Here is a 23,602-nt window from a genome sequence, read left to right on the forward strand (position 1 = left end):
CATGGCTTGCTCCATCGCTAGAACGTATGAAGAACATTGTTCTCATTTCGTTCACGGGAGTCAAGCGTGGCCAGCGATCTCGCGACGCGATGGTTAACTCGCTGAATTCACGCAATAAAAAAGCCCCGGCCGAAGGCCGGGGCTTTCGATAACCGGTCGCAAAGAGCGATCGGTATCAGTAACGGCCGATCATCGGGCCGCCGAACTTGTAGTTCAGGCGGACGAGGCCCATGTCGACGTCCTGACGGATGCGCTCGGTGCCGGCGAAACCAGCAAAAGCGACATCCTTGTCGGCCAGGAAGATGTGGTTGTACTCGACGCCAACCGACCAGTTCGGCGCGAAGCCGTACTCGAGGCCGGCACCGACGGTGCCACCCCAACGGGTGTCGCTGGTCGACGCGAGCAGCCCGCCGCCGAGGCCATAGATCTCGTACTTGTCGCTGACCACGGCCGCGCCGCCCTTCACGTAGACGAGGACGTTGTTCCAGGCATAACCGATCTGGCCGGTGATCAGGCCGAACGCATCCATCTTCGTGCGGTTGCGAGTGGCGAACAGCGCGCTGAGATTGTCGCCGGAGAAGTCGGCCCAGTTGCCCTGGCCTTCCACGCCGAACACCCACTGGCCCGACTGCCAGCGATAGCCGATCTGGCCACCGACCGTACCGCCGGTCGCATCGTGCGAGCCTTCGCGACCAACGCCAACGAAATCCCAGGTCGCGTGCGACGAACCACCGCCGCCGTTGATGCCGATGTAGAAGCCGCTCCAGTCGTAGATCGCGGCGACCATCGCGGGCGCCTTGGTGTAGGGCCGCGCGGCGAGGTCAGCAGCCAGCGCCGGCGCAGCCGCGCTGAGCGCGACAAGGCTCACAGCTGCAAGCAACAAATTCTTCTTCATTTGATTCCCGTTCCAGTTTCGTCGTAAGGCCCCCGGGCCGTCTAGCCGTCATAGCAGCGATCGACGGAATTGCTGTAACCTCGACGCAACAGTCGGCTCCAAAGGCCCGCGCTTCATTAATGAAGGTTTACCAGAGCGCGCTGGAAGCCCTTTGAAACAAGAGTTTTCCTGAAATCCAATGTCGACTTGCGGACATATGTTGCATGCACGCGGAACCGACGTCGCGTGCACGATTGCGTGATTGAAGTCTTGAGATGTGTGGAGGAATTGTCTTCCCCATTGTCGCCATATTTGCGCTCGCATTCGCCACATTTGCACTCGCGCTCATCGTTTGCCTGACCGGCGATTGGATCACCAGCGCGTCGATCACGAGTTCCCGTCGATCTGGACGGGCCCCGATGTGGTCCGGTCTGCGCGAAGAAGCATCAGCGCCAGGAACGCTGAAACCGAGGCCAGCGCGCTGACCCAGAGCGCGCCGCTGCCGACATGTTCCACCATCAGCCCCAACGCCAGCGGTGCGGCAGCACCTGTTGCGCGGGACGGAAGCGAAATCATGCCCACGCGCTTTCCAAATCCGACGGATCCAAACAGCGCCAACGGCAGGGTGCCGCGCGATCGTGATGATCCCATTGCCCGCTCCGTACAGGATCGCGAAAACCGGCGAGAACAAGGCCCCTCCCGCCACCAGCGTGATGACGCCAATGGGATTCATCAGCATGGCCAGCCTTGCGGACAGGAGCGGATGGAACCGGCCGAGCCATCCTGCCTCCAGCAGACGTGCACCGACCTGGACGGGTCCGACCAACGTTCCTGCGAGCAAGGCCTGCGTCGGCGTTGCGCCGAAAGCGATCAGCATGGTTGGCAGAATCGCCGAAATTCCCGAGCTGACGAAGCTTGCTGCCGAGAAGATGTAAGCCAGTACGACCATCGCGAAGGTCTCGCTCTGGCGCCCGGAGCGTTGGCTCGTCCCTACACCCGAGTGAGAGCCCTGCTCTATCGGCGCGGCGCGCGGCAGCAAGAGATTTAGCGGCAGCGCCAGGCCGATATGGATCGCCGCCCAGACCTCGCAGGCCGCACGCCAGCCATATTCGGACGCGAGCCAGCTCGTGAGCGGCCAGCCGAGCGTGCTGGCGAAGCCGGCAATCAATGTGATGCCGGTGATCGATTTTCGCGCGCCGGTGCCGTAGATGCGCGCAAGCGTCGCAAAGGCCGCTTCATACAGACCCATCCCCATGCCGATCCCGAGCAGCACCCACGCCGCGATCAGCACGGCAGCGCCGTGCGCAACGGACAGTGTCAGCAGGCCGGCAGCGAAGACGACGTTAGAGATCGCGAGCAGACCACGCCCGCCAAACTTGTCGATGGCCTGACCGACGCGTGGCCCAAGAAGCCCGGAGACGACGAGCGCGCCCGACAGCGCCGCGAACACATAGGTCGTCGCAACGTCGAGATCGCGCGCAATCGGCGCGGCTAGAATGGCAGGAAGATAATAGCTCGATGCCCATGCGATGGTTTGCGTGGTGCCGAGCGCGAGGATGACGGCCAGCGGACCCGCAGCTCGTCCCGCAAGTGTTCGCGTCATGAACAACCGCAGCCCGAAGCGCCTGCCTTCCGCGCCGTCTCGTCGGCGGCGCAGCAGGCGGACGGCTCTTCCTTCGCCGGCCCACCGCAACAGCCCGATGCGATCGACGACTCCAGGCCTCCGCGGGTGCAGACGCCCGTCTCCGGAAGCACGAGTTCGACTCGTGCCGCGGCCTCCTTGTCGCCCGCGATGTCGGCGGCGATCGACCGCACCTGCTCATAGCCGGTCACCATGAGGAAGGTCGGCGCACGGCCGTACGATTTCATGCCCGCGATGTAGAAGCCCGGCTCATCATGCGCGAGCTCGCGCGCGCCGTGGGGACGAACCGTCCCGCAACTATGCTCGTTGGGATCGATGAGCGGCGCCAGCGCGACGGGTGCGTCAATGGCCGGGTCGAGCCGCAGCCGCAGCTCGGACAGGAACGACAGGTCCGGGCGGAAACCGGTCGCGACGATCAATTCGTCCGCTGTCACGCTTCGCGCGCCGCAGCAGGCGCCGGCTGCAATGCGCAGACGACCGTCCGCGTCCGACAGCTGCGTAACGCCGAATTCGGCTTCCATCCGTATCCGTCCGGCGGCCAGAAGTGCGGCGAAGACGGTTCCCAATTCGCCGCGTGCGGCAAGCTTGTCATTGCGGCCACCGCCAAAGGCCTTCGCGGGATCGGAACCGCGCAAGAGCCACACGGGCTGCGTGCCCGGGACCTCGTCGGAGAGATGCACGAGATCGATGAGCGTGCCCACCGCGGAGTGGCCGGCGCCGAGCACGGCCACCGTCTTGCCCGCATATCTGGCGCGATCGACGCCCCTCACATCCGGCATGCCGTAGGCGACGCGGTCGGCGCACCCTACTTCGCCTATGGCTGGCAATCCATTGCTGCCGGCGGGATTGGGGCTGAACCAGGTGCCGGAGGCATCGATGACGGCGTCGGCGCGCAGCACCTCGGGGCCCCTGCCATTCTGATAGCGGATTTCGAACGGGGCCCGTTGCCGCCCTTTCGTCCTCGCCTTGTCGAGGCCGGCACGGCTGATCGCCGTCACGCGGCTGGACGTGCGGATCGTCTCGCGGAGCGGCGTTCGCGTCGCAAGCGGCTCGATGTATCGGTCGATCAGTTCGCCACCGGTCGGATAGGACTGCGGGTCGGGCGAATTCCATCCGGTCGGCTCGAGCAGGCGCGCAGCTGCGCGGTCGACGTTGTATTCCCAGGGCGAAAAGAGCTGGACCTGTTGCCACTGGCGCACCGCGTGCCCCGCTTCGGGGCCCGCCTCCAGCACGACCGGCGACATCCCGCGTTCCAGGACGTGTGCGGCCGCCGCGAGGCCGACGGGGCCGGCCCCGATGATGGCGATCGTCTTGTTACCGTCCATTTGGCTCATCCGATCCTTCTAGAATCATCGAATAATTGGGCAAATCGATCAGGCCGCCGTCGCGGCGTCCTTGCATTCGCTCTCGTCCGCACAGCATTCGGCCACCAGAAAATCGACCAGGCCCTGCATGGCATCGTAGTTCGCGTGGCAGATCAGCGTCGTGGATTCGCGGACCTGACTGACAAGCCCGACCGAAACCAGGGTCTTGATGTGATGGGAGAGCGTTGACGCCGGGATCTTCAGCTTCACCTGAAGGCGGCCAACGGGCATGCCCGGGCGCCCTGCCCGGACCAGCGCCCGGTAAATCTGAAGCCGCGTCCGGTTCCCCAAAGCTTCCAAACGTGCCGTTGCGTCATCGATCTTCATGATCGGTACGGTGCGCGCCTTCATCCTTCCTGTCAAACCATATTTCCAGAATATTCGAAATAAGGATTCGAATTCACGAGGCGCCCGCATTGCGGATTGACGCCGCCGCAATACTTCCATAAGTCTGGATATATGGAAACAGAAGAAGCCGTCCTGGCGCTCGCCGCCCTGTCCCAATCCACCCGTCTGGAGGCGTTCCGGACGCTGGTGCGGTACGAGCCTGACGGCCTCGCGGCGGGCGAACTCGCGCGTCAGCTCGAGGTTCCCCAGAACACGCTCTCGGCACATCTGTCGATCTTGACCCGCGCGGGCCTCGTAAGCTCAGAGCGCCGCAGCCGCTCGATCATCTATCGCGCCAACCTCGGCGAATTCCGCGACGTCGCGGTTTTCCTGCTTCGGGATTGCTGCGGCGGGCGGCCGGAAGTCTGCGCGCCGGTCGTCGAAAGCCTGCAATCCTGCTGCTCTCCAAAACGAAAGGAGCGAGGCCATGTCTGATCGGACGTACACGCAGCTCCGAAGGCGCAGCTCACCCAGCGCCGAAGGCCGGCTGATCGACACGTTCGATCTGTCCCGGCGCCTTGCGGCCGAAGCGCTTGGCACGGGCATTCTCGTCGCCACCGTAGTCGGCTCAGGCATCATGGCGGAGACCCTGACCAGGGATGTCGCCCTGGCACTGCTCTGCAATACCTTGCCGACCGGCGCCATCCTGGTCGTCCTGATCACCGTGCTCGGGCCGATCTCCGGCGCGCACTTCAACCCTGCGGTGACCATGGTCTTCACCGGCAAGCGCGAGCTGCCGGTGAACGAGGCCGCGCTCTACGTGGTCGCGCAGATCGCCGGCGGCATCGCCGGAACGATGGCCGCGCATCTGATGTTCGGATTGCCGCTGCTCGATGTCTCGATGAAGGTTCGGACCGGAGGCGCACAATGGTTTGCCGAAGCCGTCGCGGCCTTCGGACTGGTCGCTACGATTCTGGCCGGGATCCGCTTTCAACGGACGGCTGTTCCCTGGCTGGTGGGCCTCTACATTACGGCGGCCTACTGGTTCACGGCCTCCACCTCCTTTGCCAATCCGGCCGTGGCGATCGCAAGGTCCCTGACGAACACGTTCGCAGGCATCCGCCCCGTTGACTTGCCCGGTTTCATCCTCGCAGAGCTCTGCGGAGCGCTTGCCGGCATGCTGCTGATGAGCTGGCTGCTCGGACGCCCGCAGGCGCGCGGCCCGATCCCAATTGCGGAGACAACCCGATGAGCGTCACGATCTATCACAACCCGGCATGCGGAACGTCGCGGAATACGCTTGCGATGATCCGGCAGAGCGGTGTCGAGCCTGATGTCATCGAGTATCTCAAGACGCCGCCATCACGCGAGCGGCTCAAGGAGCTGATCGCGGCGCTGGGCATTCCGGTCCGCGCATTGCTGCGCGAGAAGGGAACCCCATACAAGGAGCTCGGCCTCGACGACCCCGGGCTGACCGACGACCAGCTGCTCGACGCCATGATGGCGCATCCCATTCTCATCAACCGACCGATCGTGGTGACACCAAAGGGCACGCGCTTGTGCCGGCCGTCGGAAGCCGTCATCGATCTCCTCGATGGTCCCGTCGGTCGGTTCGTGAAGGAAGACGGCGAAGTGGTCGAGGCCCGGTAGGCTTGCCGTTGCGTTCTGCCCATTTGGCTCCTGAGACGCCTGATCGAGCAACGTTCGACCGTTATGCCCCTCCGCCCCTCACCGGCGTGTAGATCACGAGCTTCAACGCGGGATCGTCATTGGCCTGAAAGCTCGTGTGCTCGAAATGCAGCACGCCGAGGGTCGGATGAGACATGGTCTTGAGGCCCGAGGCGGTGCTGCGGATCTCGTGCGCTTCCCACCATTTGACGAATTCCGGACTGCCCTGCCGCAGCCGCGTGAGCAATTCCGTGAAGGCTGGATCGCCCGCCCAGACGTCGTGGCTGGCGCGGAACATCGCCACCATGCGCTTGGCCACCTCCGCCCAGTTCGCGCCATAGGCCTTTCGCGTCTGCCTGTTGGTCATCATCAGGAGCATCGTGTTGCGATCCTCCTCCGGCAGTCGCCCGAACGCAAAGACGGCCTCCGCGGCGGCATTCCAGGCCAGCACGTCCCAGCGCCGCCCGGTGATGTAGGCCGGATGCGGCAGGCTCTCGATCAGCCGCAGGATCGGCGGAGGCACGATCTCGCGCGTGAACGCGCGCTTGTCGCCGTCGCGCGCCAGGGCCTTCAGATGGGCGTGCTCGGCCTTGCTGAGCCGCAGGGCGCGGGCGAGCGCATCGACGGTGGTGACCGATGGGCTGACGGTGCGGCCCTGCTCGAGGCGGATGTACCAGTCGACGCCGATGCCCGCGAGCTGGGCCACCTCCTCGCGGCGCAGGCCTGCGGTACGGCGCCGGCGGCCTGCCGGAAGCCCGACCGTCTTCGGCGAGAGCTTTTCGCGGCGGGACCTGAGAAAGTCGCCGAATTCGACGCGGCGCGGGTCGGCCATGATGTCTCTCGCGATGGAGGGTCTGAGCAATACTAGGATAATACCAGGCCTTCCTGGCGCTTCCAAGGCGGCGCATATGGGCATCACCCGACTTTGAGGTGAACACATGAAAGCTGCCGTACTCAAATCCTTCGGAGCTCCGCTGGCGATCGAGCAGGCCCCGGACCCGGTGCTCGGCACCGGCGAGGTCATCGTCGACGTCGTCGCCACGCGCGTGCTGTCCTACATGAACGAGGTCTTCAGCGGACAGCGCAACTATGCGCTCGACCTGCCGATCATCCCGGGACCCGGCGGCATCGGCCGGGTGCGCGCGATCGGCCCGGACGCAACCAGGCTCGCGATCGGCGACTGGGTGTTCTGCGATCCGACGGTGCGCTCGCGCGACGACGCCGTTGCGCCCGACATCGCCCTGCAAGGACTGACCGCCGCCGGCACGGGCGGCATGCTCCTGCAAAGGCATTTTCGCCACGGCTCCTTTGCCGAGCGGATGCGCGTCCCGACCGAGAACGTGAAGCGCCTCGGCGTGATCACGTCGGAGGAAGCCGCGCAATGGTGCGCGCTGGGCACGCTGCTGGTGCCCTATGGCGGCTTCCTCGCCGCCAACCTCCAGCCCGGCGAGACCGTGCTGGTGAGCGGCGCCACCGGCAATTTCGGCAGCGCGGCCGTCTCGGTCGCGCTCGCGATGGGCGCGGCCTGCGTGGTGGCGCCCGGCCGCAACGATCGTGTTCTCGCCGACCTCGTCCGCCGCTTCGGCAGCCGCGTGAAGCCGGTCAAGCTCACCGGAAACGAAGACGACGACCGCGAGGCGATGAAGCGTGCGGCGCCCGGCCCGATCGATTGCGTGTTCGACATCATGCCGCCCTCCGTCAGCACGAATGTGGTGCGCGCCGCGGTCATGACGGTGCGCGCTTACGGCCGCGTCGTGCTGATGGGCGGCGTCGGCATGGCAGGCGGCCCGGGGCTCGAGCTGCCCTACCCCTGGATCATGCGCAACTGCATCGCCATTCACGGCGTCTGGATGTACCCGCCGGATGCGGCCAGCCGCCTGATCGCGCTGGTACGTGCGGGGTTGTTGCGGCTGGAGGAGTACGAGACGACGGCTTTCGATCTCGACCACGCCAACGACGCCGTCGCGCACGCCGCGGCCAATGGCGGACCGTTCAAATTGACGGTGATCCGGCCGTAACTGACCTGCCTGTCACGCGATGCGCCGTCGCCGCTGATCGGCCCCGACATGTCAAATGGCTAGAGGGCGTCATCCCGCTGGTCGCCGGCCAAGGCCGGCTACTGCGCATGGGGTTGTTTTCGCATATTTTGTTATTCGAGCTCGACCACCTGGCCGTTCGACAGCGACACGCGCCGGTCCATGCGGCCGGCCAGCTCCATGTTGTGGGTCGCGATCAGCATCGACACCTGCGTCGCCTTGACGAGCTGCATCAGCGCCTGAAACACGTGGTCCGCCGTGTGCGGATCGAGATTGCCGGTCGGCTCGTCCGCAAACAGCACGCGCGGCGCATTGGCGACCGCGCGGGCGATGGCGACGCGCTGCTGCTCGCCGCCCGACAGCTCTGCCGGACGGTGGGTGATGCGGTCGCCGAGGCCGAGATAGCCAAGGAGCTCCTTGGCGCGCTTGACGCTCTCGGACTTCTTCAGGCCGCGGATCATCTGCGGCAGCATGACGTTCTCCAGCGCCGAGAACTCCGGCAGCAGCCGGTGCGACTGGTAGACGAAGCCGATATCGGTGCGGCGCAGCTGGGTGCGCTCGATGTCGGGCAGCTGCGAGGTCGGCGCGCCCGAGACATAGACCTCGCCGGAATCCGGCGCTTCCAGCAGCCCCGCGATGTGCAGCAGTGTCGACTTGCCGGAGCCCGACGGCGCCACCAGCGCGACCGACTGCCCGGGCCACAGCGCCAGCTTGGCACCGTCGAGGATCGTCAGCGGCACCTCGCCCTGCAAGTACTGCCGCTTTATCTCGTGGAGATAAATGACCGGCACATCTTCCGCCCCCTGCTGCTGCTCCATCAGCCCCTCACTCGTACCGGAGCGCTTCGACAGGATCGAGGCGCGCGGCGCGCCACGACGGATAGAGCGTCGCCAGGAACGACAGCGTCAGCGCCATAATGACGACCGCCGTGGTCTCGCCGACGTCGATCTCGGCGGGCAGCTTCGACAGGAAGTAGAGTTCCGGCGAGAACAGCTCGGTGCTGGTCAGCCAGGACAGGAATTGCCGGATCGATTCGATGTTGAGACAGATCACGAGCCCGACGAAGAAGCCGACCAGCGTACCGACCACGCCGATCGAGGCGCCCGTGATCAGGAAGACGCGCATGATCGAGCCTTGCGAGGCGCCCATCGTGCGCAGGATGGCGATGTCGCTGCCCTTGTCCTTCACCAGCATGATCAGGCCGGAGACGATGTTGAGGGCTGCGACCAGCACGATCATGGTCAGGATCAAGAACATCACGTTGCGCTCGACCTGGAGCGCGTTGAAGAAGGTCGAGTTGCGCTGGCGCCAGTCGACCAGGAACACCGGCCGCCCTGCCGCCTCCGTCACCGCCTTGCGGAAGGCGTCGATCTTGTCGGGATTGGTGGTGAACACCTCGATCGAGGTGACGTCGTTGCTACGGTTGAAATAAGCCTGCGCTTCCGCCAGCGGCATGAACACGAAGCCGAGATCGTATTCGGACATGCCGATCTCGAACACGGCGACGATCTTGTACGGCTTGATGCGCGGCGTCGTGCCCATCGGCGTGACCGCGCCCTTTGGCGCCACCAGCGTCACGCTGTCGCCGGCATGCAGTGAGAGCTGGTCGGCGAGACGGCGGCCGATCGCGACGCCCTGCCCTTCGTCGAAGCCCTCCAGCGAGCCCTGCTTGATGTTCTTGGCGATCGAGGTGAGATTGTTGAGGTCCTCGGAGCGGATGCCGCGCACCAGGACGCCCGAGGCATTCCACGGCGATGACGCCAGCGCCTGGCCGTCGACCACTGGGGCTGCGAGGCGGATTCCCGGAACCTGGCTGAGCCGGTCGGCGACGTCCTTCCAGTCGGTCAGCGGCGATTCCAGCGGCTGGACCAGGATGTGGCCGTTGAGGCCCAGGATCTTGTCGAGCAGTTCCTTGCGGAAGCCGTTCATCACGGCCATGACGATGATCAGCGTCGCCACGCCCAGCATGATGCCGAGAAAGGAGAACCCGGCGATGACCGAGATGAATCCCTCCTTGCGGCGCGCCCGCAAATAGCGCGCCGACAGCATCCACTCGAATGGCGCAAAGGGCGCAGTTTTCACGGTTTCGGTCATGGTCTCATCCATCGCTCGATAATCCCATGATTCGGGGTCAATTGTGGCCGGATTGGCGGCCGCGATATCGCGCGATGAACAATATTCAGCCGACCAGGCGGGCGACTGCGTCCGCAGGCGACATGGTCTCGCGGGCGCCGTCGCTGCGCCGCTTGATCTCGACCTTGCCGTCGGCGAGGCCCTTCGGCCCGATCATGATCTGCCAGGGGATGCCGATCAGATCGGCGGCGGCGAATTTGGCGCCGGCGCGCTGGTCGGTGTCGTCGTAGAGCACATCGACGCCCTTGGCCGTGAGCTCCGCATAGAGCTTCTCGCAGGCCGCATCGACCGCGGCATCGCCCTGCTTGAGGTTGAGAATCGACACGCGGAACGGGGCGACGGCTTCCGGCCATTTGATGCCGGCATCGTCATGGCAGGCCTCGATGATGGCGCCGAGCAGGCGCGAGACGCCGACACCGTAGGAGCCGCCATGGATCGGCACGTCGACGCCGTCGGGGCCGGCCACCAGCGCCTTCATCGGCTCGGAATATTTGGTGCCGAAATAGAAGATCTGACCGACCTCGATGCCGCGGGTGTTCACCCGCTTGTCCGCAGGCACCTCCTGCTCGAACCGCGCGGAATCGTGGACGTCTTCCGTCGCCGCATAGACCGAGGTCCATTGCTTGATGATCGGAGTCAGGTCGCTGTCATAGTCGACGTCCTCACCCGGCACCGGCAGGTCCAGCACGTCGCGATTGATGAAGACGCCGGATTCGCCGGTCTCAGCCAGCACGATGAACTCATGGCTGAGATCGCCGCCGATCGGGCCGGTCTCGGCGCGCATCGGGATCGCCTTCAGTCCCATCCGGGCGAAGGTGCGCAGATACGCGACGAACATCTTGTTGTAGGCGACCCGCGCCGCGGCCTCGTTGAGGTCGAAGGAATAGGCGTCCTTCATCAGGAACTCGCGGCCGCGCATCACCCCGAACCGCGGACGCTGCTCGTCGCGGAATTTCCATTGAATATGATAGAGATTCAGCGGCAGGTTCTTGTACGACTTCACGTAAGCGCGGAAGATCTCGGTGATCATTTCCTCGTTGGTCGGCCCGTACAGCAGCTCGCGCTTGTGGCGGTCGGCGATGCGTAGCATCTCCGGGCCATAGGCATCGTAGCGGCCGCTCTCGCGCCAGAGATCGGCGAGCTGGAGCGTCGGCATCAAGACCTCGATCGCGCCGGAGCGGTCCTGCTCCTCGCGCACGATCTGCTCGATCTTCTTGAGCACGCGAAAGCCGAGCGGGAGCCAGGCATAGATGCCGGCCGCCTCCTGCCGGATCATGCCGGCGCGCAGCATCAGCCGGTGCGAGACGATCTCCGCCTCTTTCGGATTTTCCTTCAGGATGGGCAGAAAGAACCGCGACAACCGCATGGCAACACTCGAAGAATCAGTGACGGGGTGCAGTGAAACCGGATTGGGAGCGAAAACACAAGACCGGGAATGAGGAAAAGCTGCTAACGCAACGGAATTCCTGTCATTTTTCCGTCGACTTCAGGTTTGACTTGAGGAGCGGCGTACCCCAAAGCCGGCGTGCCTAGGGCGGCGCCACCTCGAGCTCGTCCTCCAGCGTGATCTTCTCGAAATCGGTCACCAGCGCGTCGATCTGCACATGCCAGCGGCCGGCGACGGGCAGCTCGACCTTGCGCACATGCCAGTAGCCATCCGGCCCGAGCGAGGCGCTGCGCTCCATCGGCTCTATGCCGCGCTCGGGCAGGCTCAACGTCAGCGTCACCTCCTTGGCCTTGAGCAGCGTCCCCTCTGCGTTCATGAGCTGGAGCACGAAATCGTCCACGCCGGCCTTTCCAGGAGACACCAGCACCTGGAACATCGCCTTGTCGCCGTGGATGTGGATCGCCAACGGCGTCTCCGGAACGATGGTCCGCGGCGGCACCGCGAAGCGCCAGCCGGCGACGACGGCGAGGATGGCAAGCGCGATCACGCATTCGAGCAGAATCGAGCGCTTGAGGGCGCGCGCGGCGCCGTGGTCCGATGCGAGCGCCGGGGTCAATCGAAAGCGATTAACCGCGGCAAGTGCGAACAGCGCGAGGACAAGTGCGAGCTTGATCGAGAGGATGATGCCATAGCGAGTCTCGACCAGCGCCGACGGCCTTTCGAGCTGAACGACCGCAAGCCCAAGGCCGGTCAATGCCAGCACGCCGACCGCCGGCACGGCGATGCGCGAGAAGCGGTTCACGACGGGCAATGTTGCCGCCGTCGGCTTCGACAGCAGTGTCGCGAGCGGCGCCAGGGCGCCGATCCAGAAGGCGACGGCAAGGCCATGGAGAAACACCGCGGGCCGCGTCAGCGTCTCGGGCGGAGCCGTTGCCGCGTGCCCGGTCATGGCCAGCGACAGACCGACACTGACCAAGGCAATGATCGCAAGCGCGCGGGCGTACCATGCGCTGCGCAGCGCCAGCAGAGCGAACAGCATCGCAGCAAAGGCAACCAGCGAGGCAGGGCCGGCGCTGGTCGCGAATGCGACCTTCCAGGGCGCAACCGTCACCAGAGCCGCCGGCGGCAGCCCAAGAAGATCGAGTCCCAACAGCCCGAGGCAAGCGACGGCGCCCGGAAGACCAATGGCGAGCGCAACGCGCGGCGCCATCATGCCCGTCATCGACCATGCAATCCACCGTGCAAAGAACACGCCGCCGACGCCAACAAAGAGCCCGAGGTAAAGACCGACCCGCGCCAGCCAGATCAGCGTGCTCAACCTGCCATCCGCGGTGACCGGAGGCTTTGTCGCCGTCGGCGTGCCGATCGAGAAGATCACCGATCCCGAGACCGGATGGCCATCCTGCGAGATCACGCGATAACTCACCACCGACGTGCCCTGCGGCAGGTCCGGCGGCATCACGACCGAGATTGTCTCGCCCGACCCATTGACGGGCGCATCGTCTCGCACCCTGCCCGCGCCATCGATCAGCCGAATCGCGCCTGGCGTCACCGCCTCGTTGAAGCGCAGCTCCACAGCCCTTGGCGCGCTCGCAAGCATGCTGCCGCTCACCGGCTCGACCGCGATGAGCGCCGCATGCGCAAAGGCGCCGGTCGCGAAGCCGACAACGAGCAGCAGCGTCGCGAGCGCGGCGAGCAGGCGCATCAGGGTTTTGGCACGAGCTTCACGCCAGGTGCCGGCGACTTGCCCTCATGCGAATGCCCTTTCCCCTCCTCCGGAATCTCGATCCAGCGACTGACGCCGGTCTCGCACTCCTGGACGACGGGGAAATACACGGTCGTATTCGGCTTGAGCTTGTCGGTCAGGAACGTGTGCATGACGAACTCGTCGTAGTTCTTGTCCGGCAGCTTGCCACCGGACCATGCCACCTCCTTGACGCCGGAGGAGAGCTTGTTGCCATGATAGTCGTACTCGCTGGCATATTGGCCTTCGATGGCATCCACGTTCCAGCCCGCTTTCGGCATCGGCTTCACCGCGATCACCCCTTCCGGAATCTGCACGCGGATCTTCACCGTCGGCGAGCCCGCGCAGCCGTGCGGCACGGTGAAGACCGCCTTGTAGGATGCACCGACCGTCGCCTGCTTGGTCTCGAGCGACACGTGCGCCGCCGCCGGCGAGGCCGCGCACGCGGCAATCAGGACCAAGCAGAATCGTTTCGACATGCTCGGCCTCCCGAGGCTCATGATCGGGCTCATTACATCTTCATTCCCGAGTGGTCCGGCATTTTCTTCATCATGTGTCCGCCATCGCCGGGCGCCTGTGCGCCGACGCCCTGGACGTCGAGCGAGACGGCGACCTTGCCGGCCTTCTCGAACTGAAGCGTCACCGGCACCTTGTCGCCCTGCTTGAACGGGCCCTTCAGCTCCTGGAGCATCAGGTGATTGCCGCCGGGCGCGAGCTTCACGGTCTTGCCGGGGTCGATCGAGATTCCCTTGTCGAGCTGACGCATCTTCATCACGCCATTGTCCATCGCCATCTCGTGGATCTCAGCCTTCCCCGCGATATCGGCGGAAACGCTGACCAGCCTGTCCGCCGCCGTCCCCTTGTTCTCGATGGTGAGATAGCCGCCCGCGACCTTGGCGCCGCCTGGCGTCGCCCGGCTCCAGGCCTGCGAGATGACGAGATCGCCGGCCTTGACGTCGTCGGCCACGGCCGGCGCCGCGCAGATCGTGAGAGCGAACGTCGCGAGCAGCACATTCTTCAACATTGTCCTCATATCCGTATTCCTGTTTGCAGACTGGATTCAGTGCGTGGAGAGTTGTTGGGCCGACCATTTCTCGAGATCGGCCATCTCGGCCGAACCTTCGATCGTCGTGACGGTCCCGTCGCGGGCGAAGAGCATTGTCCTGGGGATGTCGCCCTGCCAGGCAGGATCGATCTCGAACCGCAAACGCTCGACAAAGCCGTCGCTGAAGATGAAGTTCTCGGTCGACGACAGCCCCGCCTTGTCGAGCATCGATTGCGTCGCGGCCGGCAGGTTCGGTACGAGATCGGCGCTGATCGTGACGACATCGATCTCGGGATGGTCCTTCGCGAACTTCCCGAGTAACGGCAGCTCGACCTTGCAGGGCCCGCAGGTCACGCCCCAGAAGTGCACGAGCGTCGGGCGGCCCGCGTGGCCCTTGAGCACGCTTTGCCAGGTGCCTCGTTCAAATGGCTTGAGGGCCGGAGGCGCTCCGAGCGCAGACGCGGATGCGATCAGGATGGTCAGGCCCAGAATGCCTGCAAATCGACGTCTCATTGTTGATCCTCGATCGTTGTGAGACGATAGCCATCAGCCTTCGTCATCCATGAAAGATACACTTGCCGGCCATTGGAGACGAGCAAGGGATGGTCGGACGTGTCGGTCGTGCTCGATATCGTCTTCGGCGGCGACCAGGTCTCGCCGTCGTCCCTGGAGATCGTCATCTGGACCGAGGTCTTCTCACCGTCGAACTCCTTCCAGACCATCACAGTTCCAGCCGGGCTTGCCAGCACGAAGGGACGCGTCGGATTGCGATCCGGCCGCCCCAGCGCCATGGGGGTAGAGAACGTGCGACCTCCGTCGCGCGAATGCGCGTAGAACAATCCCTTCCGCGCCTTGCCGTTCGTGTACCAGGCGACGTGATAGGTCCCGTTCGGCGCCACCGTCAGGCTTGGCCCATGGTGTGGGCAGGCGTTGATCTGCCAGTCGTCATGGCTGACTCGGTGGATGTCACCCGGCGTCGAGACGTCGGCGAAGGTCATGACCGCGTGATCGCGCACGCCGCGCTCGAAGATGTTTCTGAAGATCACGGCCGGCCGCCCGGGCGCCGCGAACGCCAGCCCCAATCGGCAGCACTCGCAGGTGCCGTCACGCGCGAGACCGGCCTCGGCAAAGGTGGCGCCGCCGTCGCGAGACGAAGAAAAGAACAGCGCTGCTCCCTCGTACTTCCGTCCCGCCTCCTTCGCGGGGACACGATTGCGCTTGTCGAGCCAGGCCGCAAAGACCGTTCCGTCCTGATCGAGCGCCAGCGCTTCAAAACGCTGGCTCTCGTTGCTCGCAGTGATGGGCTTCAGCTCCGCGAATCTCTTTCCGCCGTCGCCCGAGCGCGTGTAGAGGACCTGGCCGTTGAAGGCCTCATCCCTGAAGATCGAGAAGGCGACAGCGATGCCGCCGTTGCGGTCGACCACGATCTTCGGCCGCGCATCCGGCCCCCAGTCAAGGTTCAACCGCTTCGTCGTGACCTGAGTGGGGGCCGAGAAGCTCCGCCCCGCATCCTGCGAGCTCGCAACCGAGACTTGCCCGCCCGCCATCCAGACCAGCCACAGAGTTCCGTCCGGAGCGAATGCGGGCGTCGCCTTGGTTGCACAACGCAACGTAGGCTCCTCGCATGCCGCTTCGGACGCATGCTGGCCGTGCATCTGTCCGTGCGCCCCGCCTTGCAGGAATGCGAGAGCGACGATCCCGAGCAAGCCATTTCGGATCATGGCCTTACTCCCTTCGAGAGCCCGGATCATTTGAACGCCACCTTCATACCCGCAACGAAGGTGCGCGGCGAGCCCGCATAGATCGATCCCGTCGTGTTTGCGAGCACGCTCGCAGGATTTTGAAGGCCTGCCCCCGTAACCGTGTTGGCGATGTTGTTGGCCGAAGCGACGTAGGTGCGGTCGAAGACATTTCTGACTTCTAGAAACAGGTTCAGGGATCTGAAGGTGTCGGACACCAGATCGGTCTTGTAGTGAACATTCACGTTGACCAGCTCATAGCCGGGCGCCTTCAGCAGATTTGCGTTGTCCATGTAGAAGGAGTCCTTCCACTGCACCTCCACGAAGCCTCCGAGGCCCGTCAGCGCTCCGGCGAACTCGTCGTAGCCGATCCGGGCCGTCAACTCGTTGGGCGAGATGCCCGGGATCTTGTTGCGTGCCCGGTTGAAGCTGAACACCGCGCCATTGGTGATGTTCTCGACATATTCGGTGTAGACCTCGTCGAGATAGGTGTACGCCGCCGTGAAACGCCAGCCCGGATAGAACTTCCAGTCGGCGGCAAGCTCGATGCCCCGATGCTCCGATCGCGGCGCATTGAAGGAATAGGTTACGCCTGCGACCGGCGTCGCCTGATTGACGATCTCGTTGCGGAAGAACTCGTAGAAGCCGGTCGCGCTGAGCTTGAGCGTGTTGTTCGGCGTCCAATCAAAACCAAGGTCGTAGCCGAGATTCTTCTGGGTCTGGAGCTGGGTATTGTTGCCCGACAAGCCCGTCGGAAGGATGAAGAGATTCGAAACCTGCGGAGTGCCGTACCCCGTGGCGACTCGCCCTCGGAATAGCCACTCATTGTTGAGGTTATAGAGAAGCGCCAACTCCGGCGCGGCATTTTGAAACTGCCGGTCCGCCGTCGTGAGCGTGGTCGTAGTAATGCCGGTGGGTCCAGCGTATGCATACGCGGTGTTGATGCCCTTCAGGAGGGTTGTCTCCCAGCCAATGCCAGCAACGGCCGTCAGCGACGATGTCAGCTTGAGCTCCTCCCGTGCGCGGACGCCGTAATTGGTCGTTTCGCTGTAGAGGTTGCTCGAGAGCCTGCCGAGCGTGGCATTGCCGCCCGGCATCACGTTTCGCGTGTCACTCGACGCCGTCAGCGTATTGTAGAAGGCGCCGAAGAACGCGGTGGACTCCATCCCGAGAATCTCGCCGCGCTTGGTCAGATCGCTCATGTAGTTGTACGACGGAAAATCTCCGATCGCGCTGGTCGTGCCGGTCGGCTGACTGATGTTCCTGTCGTCGAAGACGAACTGGTTGCGCCAGGTCATGGTGTTGTCGAAATCGTGCTCCCAGCGGCCGCCGGCGATGGTGCGGCGGTCGTTGCGGCCGAGCCCGGCCTGCACGGCCGTCTCCGTGTCGGTTCCGGCGGTTGCGTTGAAGCCATTGTTGAACAGCCTGACCGTACCGCATCCGGGCGCGGCCGTGGCGCCGGTGGCACAGCCCTGCTGGAAGGGGTTTTGATAATACTGGTTCAGCGACTGCCGGATCGGCAGCCGCGTGCTGAGCTCGTTGTTGATGATCTTGACCGTGAAGCGATCGTCCGGCGTCGCCCTGAGCGTGCCGAGGAAGTTGACCGTCTGCGTGTTGAACCAACTATTGCCGATGTAGCCGTCACCCCGCACGTCGCTTGCGAACAGCGAGCCCTCGAAATTCCCGACCTTCTTGCCGGCCGCCAGGTAATTGTTGAGATAGCCGTAGCTGCCCCCGTCGACGCCATATTCGACGCCGTCGATCGTGCCGCCCGGCCGTGTCCGGAAATTGAGCGCGCCGCCAGTCGCGTAATTGCCGTAGAGCGCCGACGAAGGGCCGCGGATCACGTCGATCGCGCCATAGGCGTGTGGATCGATCAGGTCGCTCCGCGACAGGCCGTCGGGCTGCGTCACCGGAAAGCCGTCCTCGAAGATCACGAGATTGCGGATGCCGAAGCCGTTGCGGGCGTTGGAGCCGCGAATCGAGATACCGAAATCGCGGGGGCCATTCCCCTGCTTGACCGAAATGCCCGGGCTGTCCCGCAAGACGTCGCTGACGGAAAACGACGGGCGGTTGTCGAACTGACTACGATCGATGGTCGTCGCGGTCTGGCCGGCCGGCGAACGATTGAGGCCATCTCGCACCGCGCCGGCGGTCGCCGTCTGGTTTTGGGCCGGGGCCCTGTCGGTCGCGTTCGGCGCAACGGGTCTCGCTGCGCGGCCTGCCGAAGCAGAGCGCAGTCGCGATGGCCGGGTTACCGGTTTGGGACGGGCGGCCTGCGGCGCCTCGACAGTCACTGGGGGAAGCGCCTCCTGGGCGGCCTGGGCGAGCGCGTCTGAGCTGATCGAGGACAGCACGCCACAAAGCACAGGCAAGCTCGCGCTGCCGATCGCACGAATGCGTAACATCTCTTGAATTCCTGACATCCGGCGCATCGGCCGGTCCATTAAGCACGCCACCGGCGCGGCAACGTGGCGCGCCAATGGTTCGGTTCGTCGCTACGTCAGGAAAAGCGTGGAGGTGCGCGCGCCTGGGCGCCTTGGCCTCTATGGGCGGAGACAGTGGAGGTATCCGCGTCGCGCCACACCATGCGCTCGGCGAGGCGGACGGGAATGGCGAATGCGACCTGCGGCGGCGAATCGAGTGACGCGTTCGCTTGCGCCAGGCAACACAGAGCGCAGGCGCCGGCATGCGCGATCGGTGCGCCGGTCTGATCGTTCAGGCCGCCCTGCTCGCTCGCGCTGTGACAAATCACGCCGGTGGACAGCGGATCGGCAACGGCCTGCCCGGCGGCCCAGCACGCGGCAATCGGCGCCAGCACCTGCATGACCAGGGCGAGCAGGACAACGGGTAGGAATTTTTGCAGCCGTGCGCGCATCCGCCGAGCCATTCGTTCGCCTGCTAACTAACCACCGCCTCGCCCCTAAGTCGAGGTCAGTTCCGCCGCCGTCTTGGCCCAGCGCAAAGTTCTCGAAAATTGTCGTCGGGGCACGCTACCGCGGACGGAGGGCCGGCATTTGAGACAAATCAAACACCCCCACCGTCCACAGATTTCTTATGTTTGTCATATACTTATATGGTCAAAAGCCCGATCATTTCGTCAGCTGCTCGAATTTTGAACATTCGTTGCTGAAAATGATGACAAGTGAGAAAAGTTGATCTAGCATCCCTCTCGCTCAGGCAGGCCGCGAGGTCGAAGTCTGGTGGTCCAAGTCTCGGGAGGAGCCCCTGGCGCGCAAAACGCAGCGTCGCCCCGTCAATCAAGAGCAAATCTTAGAATCGGGGATAATAGGGTCGACACAATTTTCGAGCGGGGCCAGGGCCCCGCTCTTTTTTTGCCTGCATGGCTTCGCCGATGAACGATCCCTCTCATGCGATCGAACGGAGCTTTGAGCTCGCGGCCTCGCGCTGCGCCGATCTCGCGCCCCTCGTCTACCAACGTCTGACCGAAGAGCATCCGGAAACGCGGACGATGTTCCGCTCAAAGGGCAGCGAGCTCGTGAAGGGGTCGATGCTCGCGCTGACGATCGAGGCGATTCTCGACTTCGCGGGTGAGCGTCGCGGGCATTTCCGGCTGATCGCCTGCGAGGTCGCCTCGCACGATGGCTATGGCACGCCGCGTGAGCTGTTCATCGCGTTCTTCGCCATCATCAGGGATACGCTGCGCGACCTGCTCGGCGGGGAATGGTCGCCGGACATCGCGCGAGCCTGGGACCAACTCCTGGTCGAGATCGAGGCGTTCGCCGCCATTCCGGCCTGATGCTTTGCGCTGCACCAACGGTGCCTGCGGCGATCTCGCGATTGATTGCAGATTGAGTGGCATCAACTCTTGTGAGAGACTTTCGGACATCGGTAGCGCAATCAATGACGCGCCGACGATAGAATATATGGGAGCGAGCGATGTCCGGGACGAAAGATTTCTCGACGACCAGGCGCGATCTTCTTCAGGCGGCAGCGACCGCCGGCGCCGCGACTGCCATCCTCGGCAGCATGGGCATAAACCCAGCACTTGCAGCCGAAGTCGGACGAAGCGAGAAGCCGCTGAAGGCGGCCTTCTCCAATGCGGGTCTCCAGGCCACCTGGTGCGCGCAGGGCAAGCAGGCCGCGGAATTCTGGGGCAAGCTGTTCAACGTCGAAGTGACCTGGTTCGATGGCCAGCTCGACGCCGTGAAGCAGCGCGCGGCGATCGACAACATGGCCTCGCAGAAATGGGACTTCGTCGCGATCCAGGCCTTCGGCATCGGCACCCTCACCCAGCCCGTGCAGAAGATGATCGACGCCGGCACGCCCGTGATCGACATGGACACGCTGATCGCGCCGCTCGACCAGATCAACGTCCACTCCTTCCTCGCCCCCGACAACGAGTTCATGGGCGCCTCGGTGACGCAGGCGCTGTGCAACGCCATGGGTGGCAAGGGCAAGATCATCATGACGCAAGGCGCGCTCGGCCACACCGGCGCGCAGGGCCGTGCCAAGGGCTTCAACTCGGTGGTCAAGCAATTCCCGAACATCGAGGTGCTCGACACCCAGCCGGCCGACTGGGACGTGTCGAAGACCGCCCGCCTCTGGGAGACGTATCTCACCAAGTATCCGCAGATCGACGCGGCATTCTTCCACAATGACGACATGGCGCTCGCCGCCGCCAACATCATGAAGGCGCGCAATCGCACCAACATCCTGATCGGCGGTGTCGATGCCATGCCGCCGGCGATCCAGGCGGTGAGCGAAGGCCGCATGTTCGCGACCGTCCGCAATCCGTCCTGCCGCATCCACGGCGGCGCGATCATCGCGGGCGTGTCCGCCGTGGTCGGCGGCGAGAAGAGCGGACAGGGCATTCCCAAGAACGTCGTCACCGACGGTCCGGTCGTGACCAAGGCCAACGCCGCCGGCATGCAGTGGATGCAGGATCACTTCCTGATCTGAGCCTCCAAGATCTGATCTGCCATGCCTGCGGGACATCAGCCCATCCTGGAGCTCCAGGGCATCACGAAGAGCTTCGGCGGCGTCGAAGCGCTTCGTGGTGTCGACTTCGCGCTTCTTCCCGGCGAGATCCATGGTCTCGTCGGTGAGAACGGCGCCGGAAAAAGCACGCTGATGAAGATCATCGCCGGCGTGCACACCGAGTTCTCCGGGCGCTTCCTGGTCGACGGGACGGAGACGCATTTCCGCTCGGCCCGCGATGCGCACGCGGCCGGCATCGCCATGGTGCACCAGGAGCTCAGCGTCGCGCCGGACCTGACCGTCGCTGAGAACGTCTTCCTCGGCAACCAGCCGACCAACGCCCTTGGCCTCGTGCAATGGCGGCGGATGGCGCGCGAGGCCGGCGAGCAGCTCGCCCGCTTCGGCATCGACGTCGATCCGATGTCGCGGCTCGGCGATCTTCCGATCGGGCTGCAGCAGCTCATCGAGATCGCCCGGGTGCTGTTCTCGGGCGCGCGCATCGTCATCCTGGACGAGCCGACCTCCGCCCTCTCCCCGCCGGAGGTCGAGCGGCTGTTTGCAACGCTGCGACGCTTACGGGAGGAAGGCACTGCCATCGTCTTCATCTCGCATTTCATCGAGGACATTCTTCGCGTGTCCGACACGGTCACCGTGTTCCGCAACGGGCGGAAGGTTGCCGAAACAGCAAGCGCGGCGACCAGCAAGGGCGCACTGATCGAAGCGATGATCGGCCGCGGCGGCGAGGCCCTCGAGCACAGCTACACCGACGACCTGATGCTGCCGCGGCCGAGCGCCAGCTCGGTGATCCTGAAGGTCGACCAGTTGTCGCTGGCCCGCAGCCTGAAGGACGTTTCCTTCGAGGCGCGCGCCGGCGAGGTGCTCGGCATCTACGGCTTCATGGGCTGCGGCCAGCAGGAGCTGTCGCGCATCCTCTTCGGCAAGCTGAAGCCTGATGGCGGCACCCTCGCCGTCGAGGGTACGCCAAAAACCTTCGCCAGCACGGCGGCGGCGCGGCGCGCCGGCGTGGCGCTGGTGCCGGAGAGCCGGCGCGACATGCTGTTTCACCAGGAGCCGGTCTACAAGAACATCTCGATCAGCATTCTCGACCGCATCGCAGCGCTGCTGCTCAAGCCGGCGCAGGAGCGCGACATCGCGCAGCGCCAGGTCGAGCAGCTGCAGATCAGGCCGCCGGTGGTCGGCCTCGATCTCGGCATGCTCTCCGGCGGCAACCAGCAGAAGGTCGCGCTGGCAAAGTGGCTGACCTACCCGCCCAAGCTCCTCGTCCTTTGCGAGCCGACCCGCGGCATGGATGTCGGGGCCAAGAACGACGTCATCAACATCGTCCGCGACCTCCGCGACCGGGGGCTCGCGATCATCGTGCTGTCGACCGAGCCGGAAACGGTGCTGTCGCTGGCCGACCGCATCCTCGTGCTCAAGCGCGGCGCGTTGGTGCGGGAATTCAAGAGCGAGCCGGTCAGCAAGGACCGCCTGCTGCAAGCGGCGTGACGGAGAACCACCATGGCGAGCAGTGAAACGGTTCCAGCGACGGGTGCGCGGACGCGAGGTCTTGCGCCCTTCCTGCGCTCGCAGATGCGCAACATCGCGCCATTCCTGACGCTGATCTTCCTCTCCGCCTTCTTCGCCCTCGCCAGTCCCTCCTTCGCGACGCTCGACAATCTCGGCAACATCCTGACGCAAGTGTCGGTCACCGGCATCATCGCGGTCGGCCTCACCTTCGTGATCCTCTGCGCCGAGATCGACCTGTCGATCGCCAGCATCGCCAACGTCACCGGCATCGCGGTCGCCTACTTCACGCTCCAGGAATCCTACGTCAACATCGCCAACATTCCCCTGCCGGGCGCGGTCGCCATCATCCTGTCGATCCTGCTCTGTGCGCTGCTCGGCCTCGTCAACGCGCTGGGGCTGACCGTGATCGGCATCCCCTCCTTCATCATGACCTTGGCGATGATGCAGATCGCGGCCGGCATCTCGGCGCTGCTGGTGCGCGGCCAGATCGCCTACAAGGTGCCGAGCCTGATCACGACGCTCGGCTCGGGCTCGATCGGCGGCATCCCCTGGATCGTCATCGTCGCCGCGATCATGCTGCTCGGCGGCCATCTGGTGCTGACCTATACGCGCTTCGGCCGCTACGTCTACATGGTCGGGGGCAATCGCGAGGCGGCCGAATATTCCGGCCTCAACGTCAAGCTCATCCTCGGCGCGGTCATGGTGATCTCGGCGGTGTGCTCCGGCATCGGCGGCATGCTCGGCGTCGCCCATTTCGGCAGCGCGCAGCAGAACGAGTTCGACACCTACCTCCTCGACTCCATCGCCGCCGTCGTGGTCGGCGGCACCAGCCTGTTCGGCGGCCGCGGCGGCATCGGCAACACCATCGTCGGCCTGTTCGTGCTCGGCGTCCTCAACAACGGCCTCGACCACGTCAACATCGACAGTTTCCTGAAGATCCTGATCCGCGGCCTGATCCTGCTGGCGGCGCTGGTCATCAACGTCTACGCGCAGCGGCTGCGGGAAAAAGCGGCGGAGTAGACCGCCGCGCCGTCATGGCCGGGCTCGTTGTTTAGCCCGGACAGATCACTGACGGGTGTTCGGAGACATAGCTGACACATCAACATGGCTGGATTGGTCGATTCGGGAGGCCGTCCATGCCTTGGAGTGAGGTGTCGGTAATGGATCAGCGTCAT

At 64.6% G+C, this 23,602-nt stretch carries 22 protein-coding genes and 1 pseudogene; 8 read left to right on the forward strand and 15 right to left on the reverse strand.

Translation table 11 applies throughout. From position 1 onward, the window contains the following. Positions 1–175: 175 nt before the first annotated feature. The 4 genes and pseudogenes from GPL20_RS33945 to GPL20_RS33960 form a co-directional block, all read right to left on the reverse strand. Complete coding sequence (locus GPL20_RS33945) at positions 176–895, reverse strand: outer membrane protein (protein ID WP_157336148.1); 720 nt, start codon at positions 893–895, stop codon at positions 176–178. Positions 896–1,261: 366 nt separating this feature from the next. Beyond that, positions 1,262–2,477, reverse strand: a pseudogene (locus GPL20_RS33950) (MFS transporter). After that, positions 2,474–3,841 (reverse strand): NAD(P)-binding domain-containing protein, encoded by a 1,368-nt coding sequence (locus GPL20_RS33955; RefSeq protein ID WP_157336215.1) that lies wholly within the window; start codon positions 3,839–3,841, stop codon positions 2,474–2,476. Before GPL20_RS33955 ends, GPL20_RS33950 begins: the two are co-directional and overlap by 4 nt. Before the next feature lie 48 nt (positions 3,842–3,889). After that, positions 3,890–4,207: an ArsR/SmtB family transcription factor gene (locus GPL20_RS33960; RefSeq protein WP_157336230.1), complete on the reverse strand. Its 318-nt coding sequence runs from the start codon at positions 4,205–4,207 to the stop codon at positions 3,890–3,892. Between the two features lie 132 nt (positions 4,208–4,339). Between GPL20_RS33960 and GPL20_RS33965 the strand changes: the two genes are divergently transcribed. From GPL20_RS33965 to arsC, 3 genes are read left to right on the forward strand one after another with little or no spacing between them, the layout of a single operon-like run. Then, a complete protein-coding gene (locus tag GPL20_RS33965; protein WP_157336242.1) occupies positions 4,340–4,702 on the forward strand; it encodes an ArsR/SmtB family transcription factor in 363 nt (120 codons plus the stop codon). A 55-nt stretch (positions 4,703–4,757) separates the two neighbouring features. Beyond that, positions 4,758–5,459, forward strand: a complete 702-nt coding sequence (locus GPL20_RS33970; protein ID WP_254126454.1) for an aquaporin — start codon at positions 4,758–4,760, stop codon at positions 5,457–5,459. Continuing rightward, on the forward strand, positions 5,456–5,857 hold the full coding sequence (gene arsC, locus GPL20_RS33975; protein WP_157336150.1) for an arsenate reductase (glutaredoxin): 402 nt from the start codon (positions 5,456–5,458) through the stop codon (positions 5,855–5,857). Before GPL20_RS33970 ends, arsC begins: the two co-directional genes overlap by 4 nt. A gap of 61 nt (positions 5,858–5,918) precedes the next feature. Here arsC and GPL20_RS33980 read toward each other — a convergent pair whose 3' ends face one another. Continuing rightward, positions 5,919–6,707 (reverse strand): helix-turn-helix transcriptional regulator, encoded by a 789-nt coding sequence (locus GPL20_RS33980; protein WP_157336152.1) that lies wholly within the window; start codon positions 6,705–6,707, stop codon positions 5,919–5,921. A gap of 106 nt (positions 6,708–6,813) precedes the next feature. On the opposite strand from GPL20_RS33980, the gene GPL20_RS33985 reads away from it, so the two are divergent. Then, positions 6,814–7,893: an alcohol dehydrogenase catalytic domain-containing protein gene (locus tag GPL20_RS33985; RefSeq protein ID WP_157336154.1), complete on the forward strand. Its 1,080-nt coding sequence runs from the start codon at positions 6,814–6,816 to the stop codon at positions 7,891–7,893. A gap of 131 nt (positions 7,894–8,024) precedes the next feature. On the opposite strand, the gene GPL20_RS33990 is transcribed toward GPL20_RS33985, so the two are convergent. The 10 genes from GPL20_RS33990 to GPL20_RS34035 all read right to left on the reverse strand — a co-directional run bounded on the left by GPL20_RS33990 (position 8,025) and on the right by GPL20_RS34035 (position 18,837). After that, a complete protein-coding gene (locus GPL20_RS33990; protein WP_157336155.1) occupies positions 8,025–8,729 on the reverse strand; it encodes an ABC transporter ATP-binding protein in 705 nt (234 codons plus the stop codon). Positions 8,730–8,736: 7 nt separating this feature from the next. Next, the gene (locus GPL20_RS33995) at positions 8,737–10,017 is read right to left on the reverse strand and encodes a lipoprotein-releasing ABC transporter permease subunit (RefSeq protein ID WP_157336157.1); all 1,281 of its coding nucleotides are present in this window, start codon (positions 10,015–10,017) and stop codon (positions 8,737–8,739) included. A gap of 73 nt (positions 10,018–10,090) precedes the next feature. After that, positions 10,091–11,410: a proline--tRNA ligase gene (gene proS, locus GPL20_RS34000; protein ID WP_157336159.1), complete on the reverse strand. Its 1,320-nt coding sequence runs from the start codon at positions 11,408–11,410 to the stop codon at positions 10,091–10,093. Between the two features lie 163 nt (positions 11,411–11,573). Beyond that, on the reverse strand, positions 11,574–13,136 hold the full coding sequence (locus GPL20_RS34005) for a copper resistance CopC/CopD family protein (RefSeq protein WP_157336161.1): 1,563 nt from the start codon (positions 13,134–13,136) through the stop codon (positions 11,574–11,576). Further along, the gene (locus GPL20_RS34010; RefSeq protein WP_157336163.1) at positions 13,136–13,654 is read right to left on the reverse strand and encodes a YcnI family copper-binding membrane protein; all 519 of its coding nucleotides are present in this window, start codon (positions 13,652–13,654) and stop codon (positions 13,136–13,138) included. Before GPL20_RS34010 ends, GPL20_RS34005 begins: the two co-directional genes overlap by 1 nt. A gap of 32 nt (positions 13,655–13,686) precedes the next feature. Beyond that, positions 13,687–14,208, reverse strand: a complete 522-nt coding sequence (locus tag GPL20_RS34015) for a copper chaperone PCu(A)C (protein WP_157336165.1) — start codon at positions 14,206–14,208, stop codon at positions 13,687–13,689. A 27-nt stretch (positions 14,209–14,235) separates the two neighbouring features. Beyond that, entirely contained in the window at positions 14,236–14,733 is a 498-nt protein-coding gene (locus GPL20_RS34020) for a TlpA family protein disulfide reductase (protein ID WP_157336167.1), read from the reverse strand. Then, a complete protein-coding gene (locus tag GPL20_RS34025; protein ID WP_157336169.1) occupies positions 14,730–15,941 on the reverse strand; it encodes a sialidase family protein in 1,212 nt (403 codons plus the stop codon). The genes GPL20_RS34020 and GPL20_RS34025 overlap by 4 nt, the downstream gene beginning before the upstream one ends. A gap of 26 nt (positions 15,942–15,967) precedes the next feature. Continuing rightward, complete coding sequence (locus tag GPL20_RS34030; RefSeq protein ID WP_157336171.1) at positions 15,968–18,367, reverse strand: TonB-dependent receptor family protein; 2,400 nt, start codon at positions 18,365–18,367, stop codon at positions 15,968–15,970. A 95-nt stretch (positions 18,368–18,462) separates the two neighbouring features. Then, positions 18,463–18,837: a DUF2946 domain-containing protein gene (locus GPL20_RS34035; protein WP_205751223.1), complete on the reverse strand. Its 375-nt coding sequence runs from the start codon at positions 18,835–18,837 to the stop codon at positions 18,463–18,465. Between the two features lie 477 nt (positions 18,838–19,314). Here GPL20_RS34035 and GPL20_RS34040 point away from each other — a divergent pair, with 477 nt between their 5' ends. The 4 genes from GPL20_RS34040 to GPL20_RS34055 all read left to right on the forward strand — a co-directional run bounded on the left by GPL20_RS34040 (position 19,315) and on the right by GPL20_RS34055 (position 23,447). Further along, complete coding sequence (locus GPL20_RS34040) at positions 19,315–19,719, forward strand: globin (protein ID WP_167533334.1); 405 nt, start codon at positions 19,315–19,317, stop codon at positions 19,717–19,719. A 140-nt stretch (positions 19,720–19,859) separates the two neighbouring features. After that, positions 19,860–20,882: a sugar ABC transporter substrate-binding protein gene (locus tag GPL20_RS34045; RefSeq protein ID WP_027545749.1), complete on the forward strand. Its 1,023-nt coding sequence runs from the start codon at positions 19,860–19,862 to the stop codon at positions 20,880–20,882. A gap of 21 nt (positions 20,883–20,903) precedes the next feature. Continuing rightward, the gene (locus GPL20_RS34050) at positions 20,904–22,406 is read left to right on the forward strand and encodes a sugar ABC transporter ATP-binding protein (protein WP_157336178.1); all 1,503 of its coding nucleotides are present in this window, start codon (positions 20,904–20,906) and stop codon (positions 22,404–22,406) included. A 12-nt stretch (positions 22,407–22,418) separates the two neighbouring features. Beyond that, positions 22,419–23,447 (forward strand): ABC transporter permease, encoded by a 1,029-nt coding sequence (locus GPL20_RS34055; RefSeq protein ID WP_157336184.1) that lies wholly within the window; start codon positions 22,419–22,421, stop codon positions 23,445–23,447. Positions 23,448–23,602: the final 155 nt, after the last annotated feature.

This window comes from Bradyrhizobium cajani (assembly GCF_009759665.1).
Classification (GTDB): domain Bacteria; phylum Pseudomonadota; class Alphaproteobacteria; order Rhizobiales; family Xanthobacteraceae; genus Bradyrhizobium; species Bradyrhizobium cajani.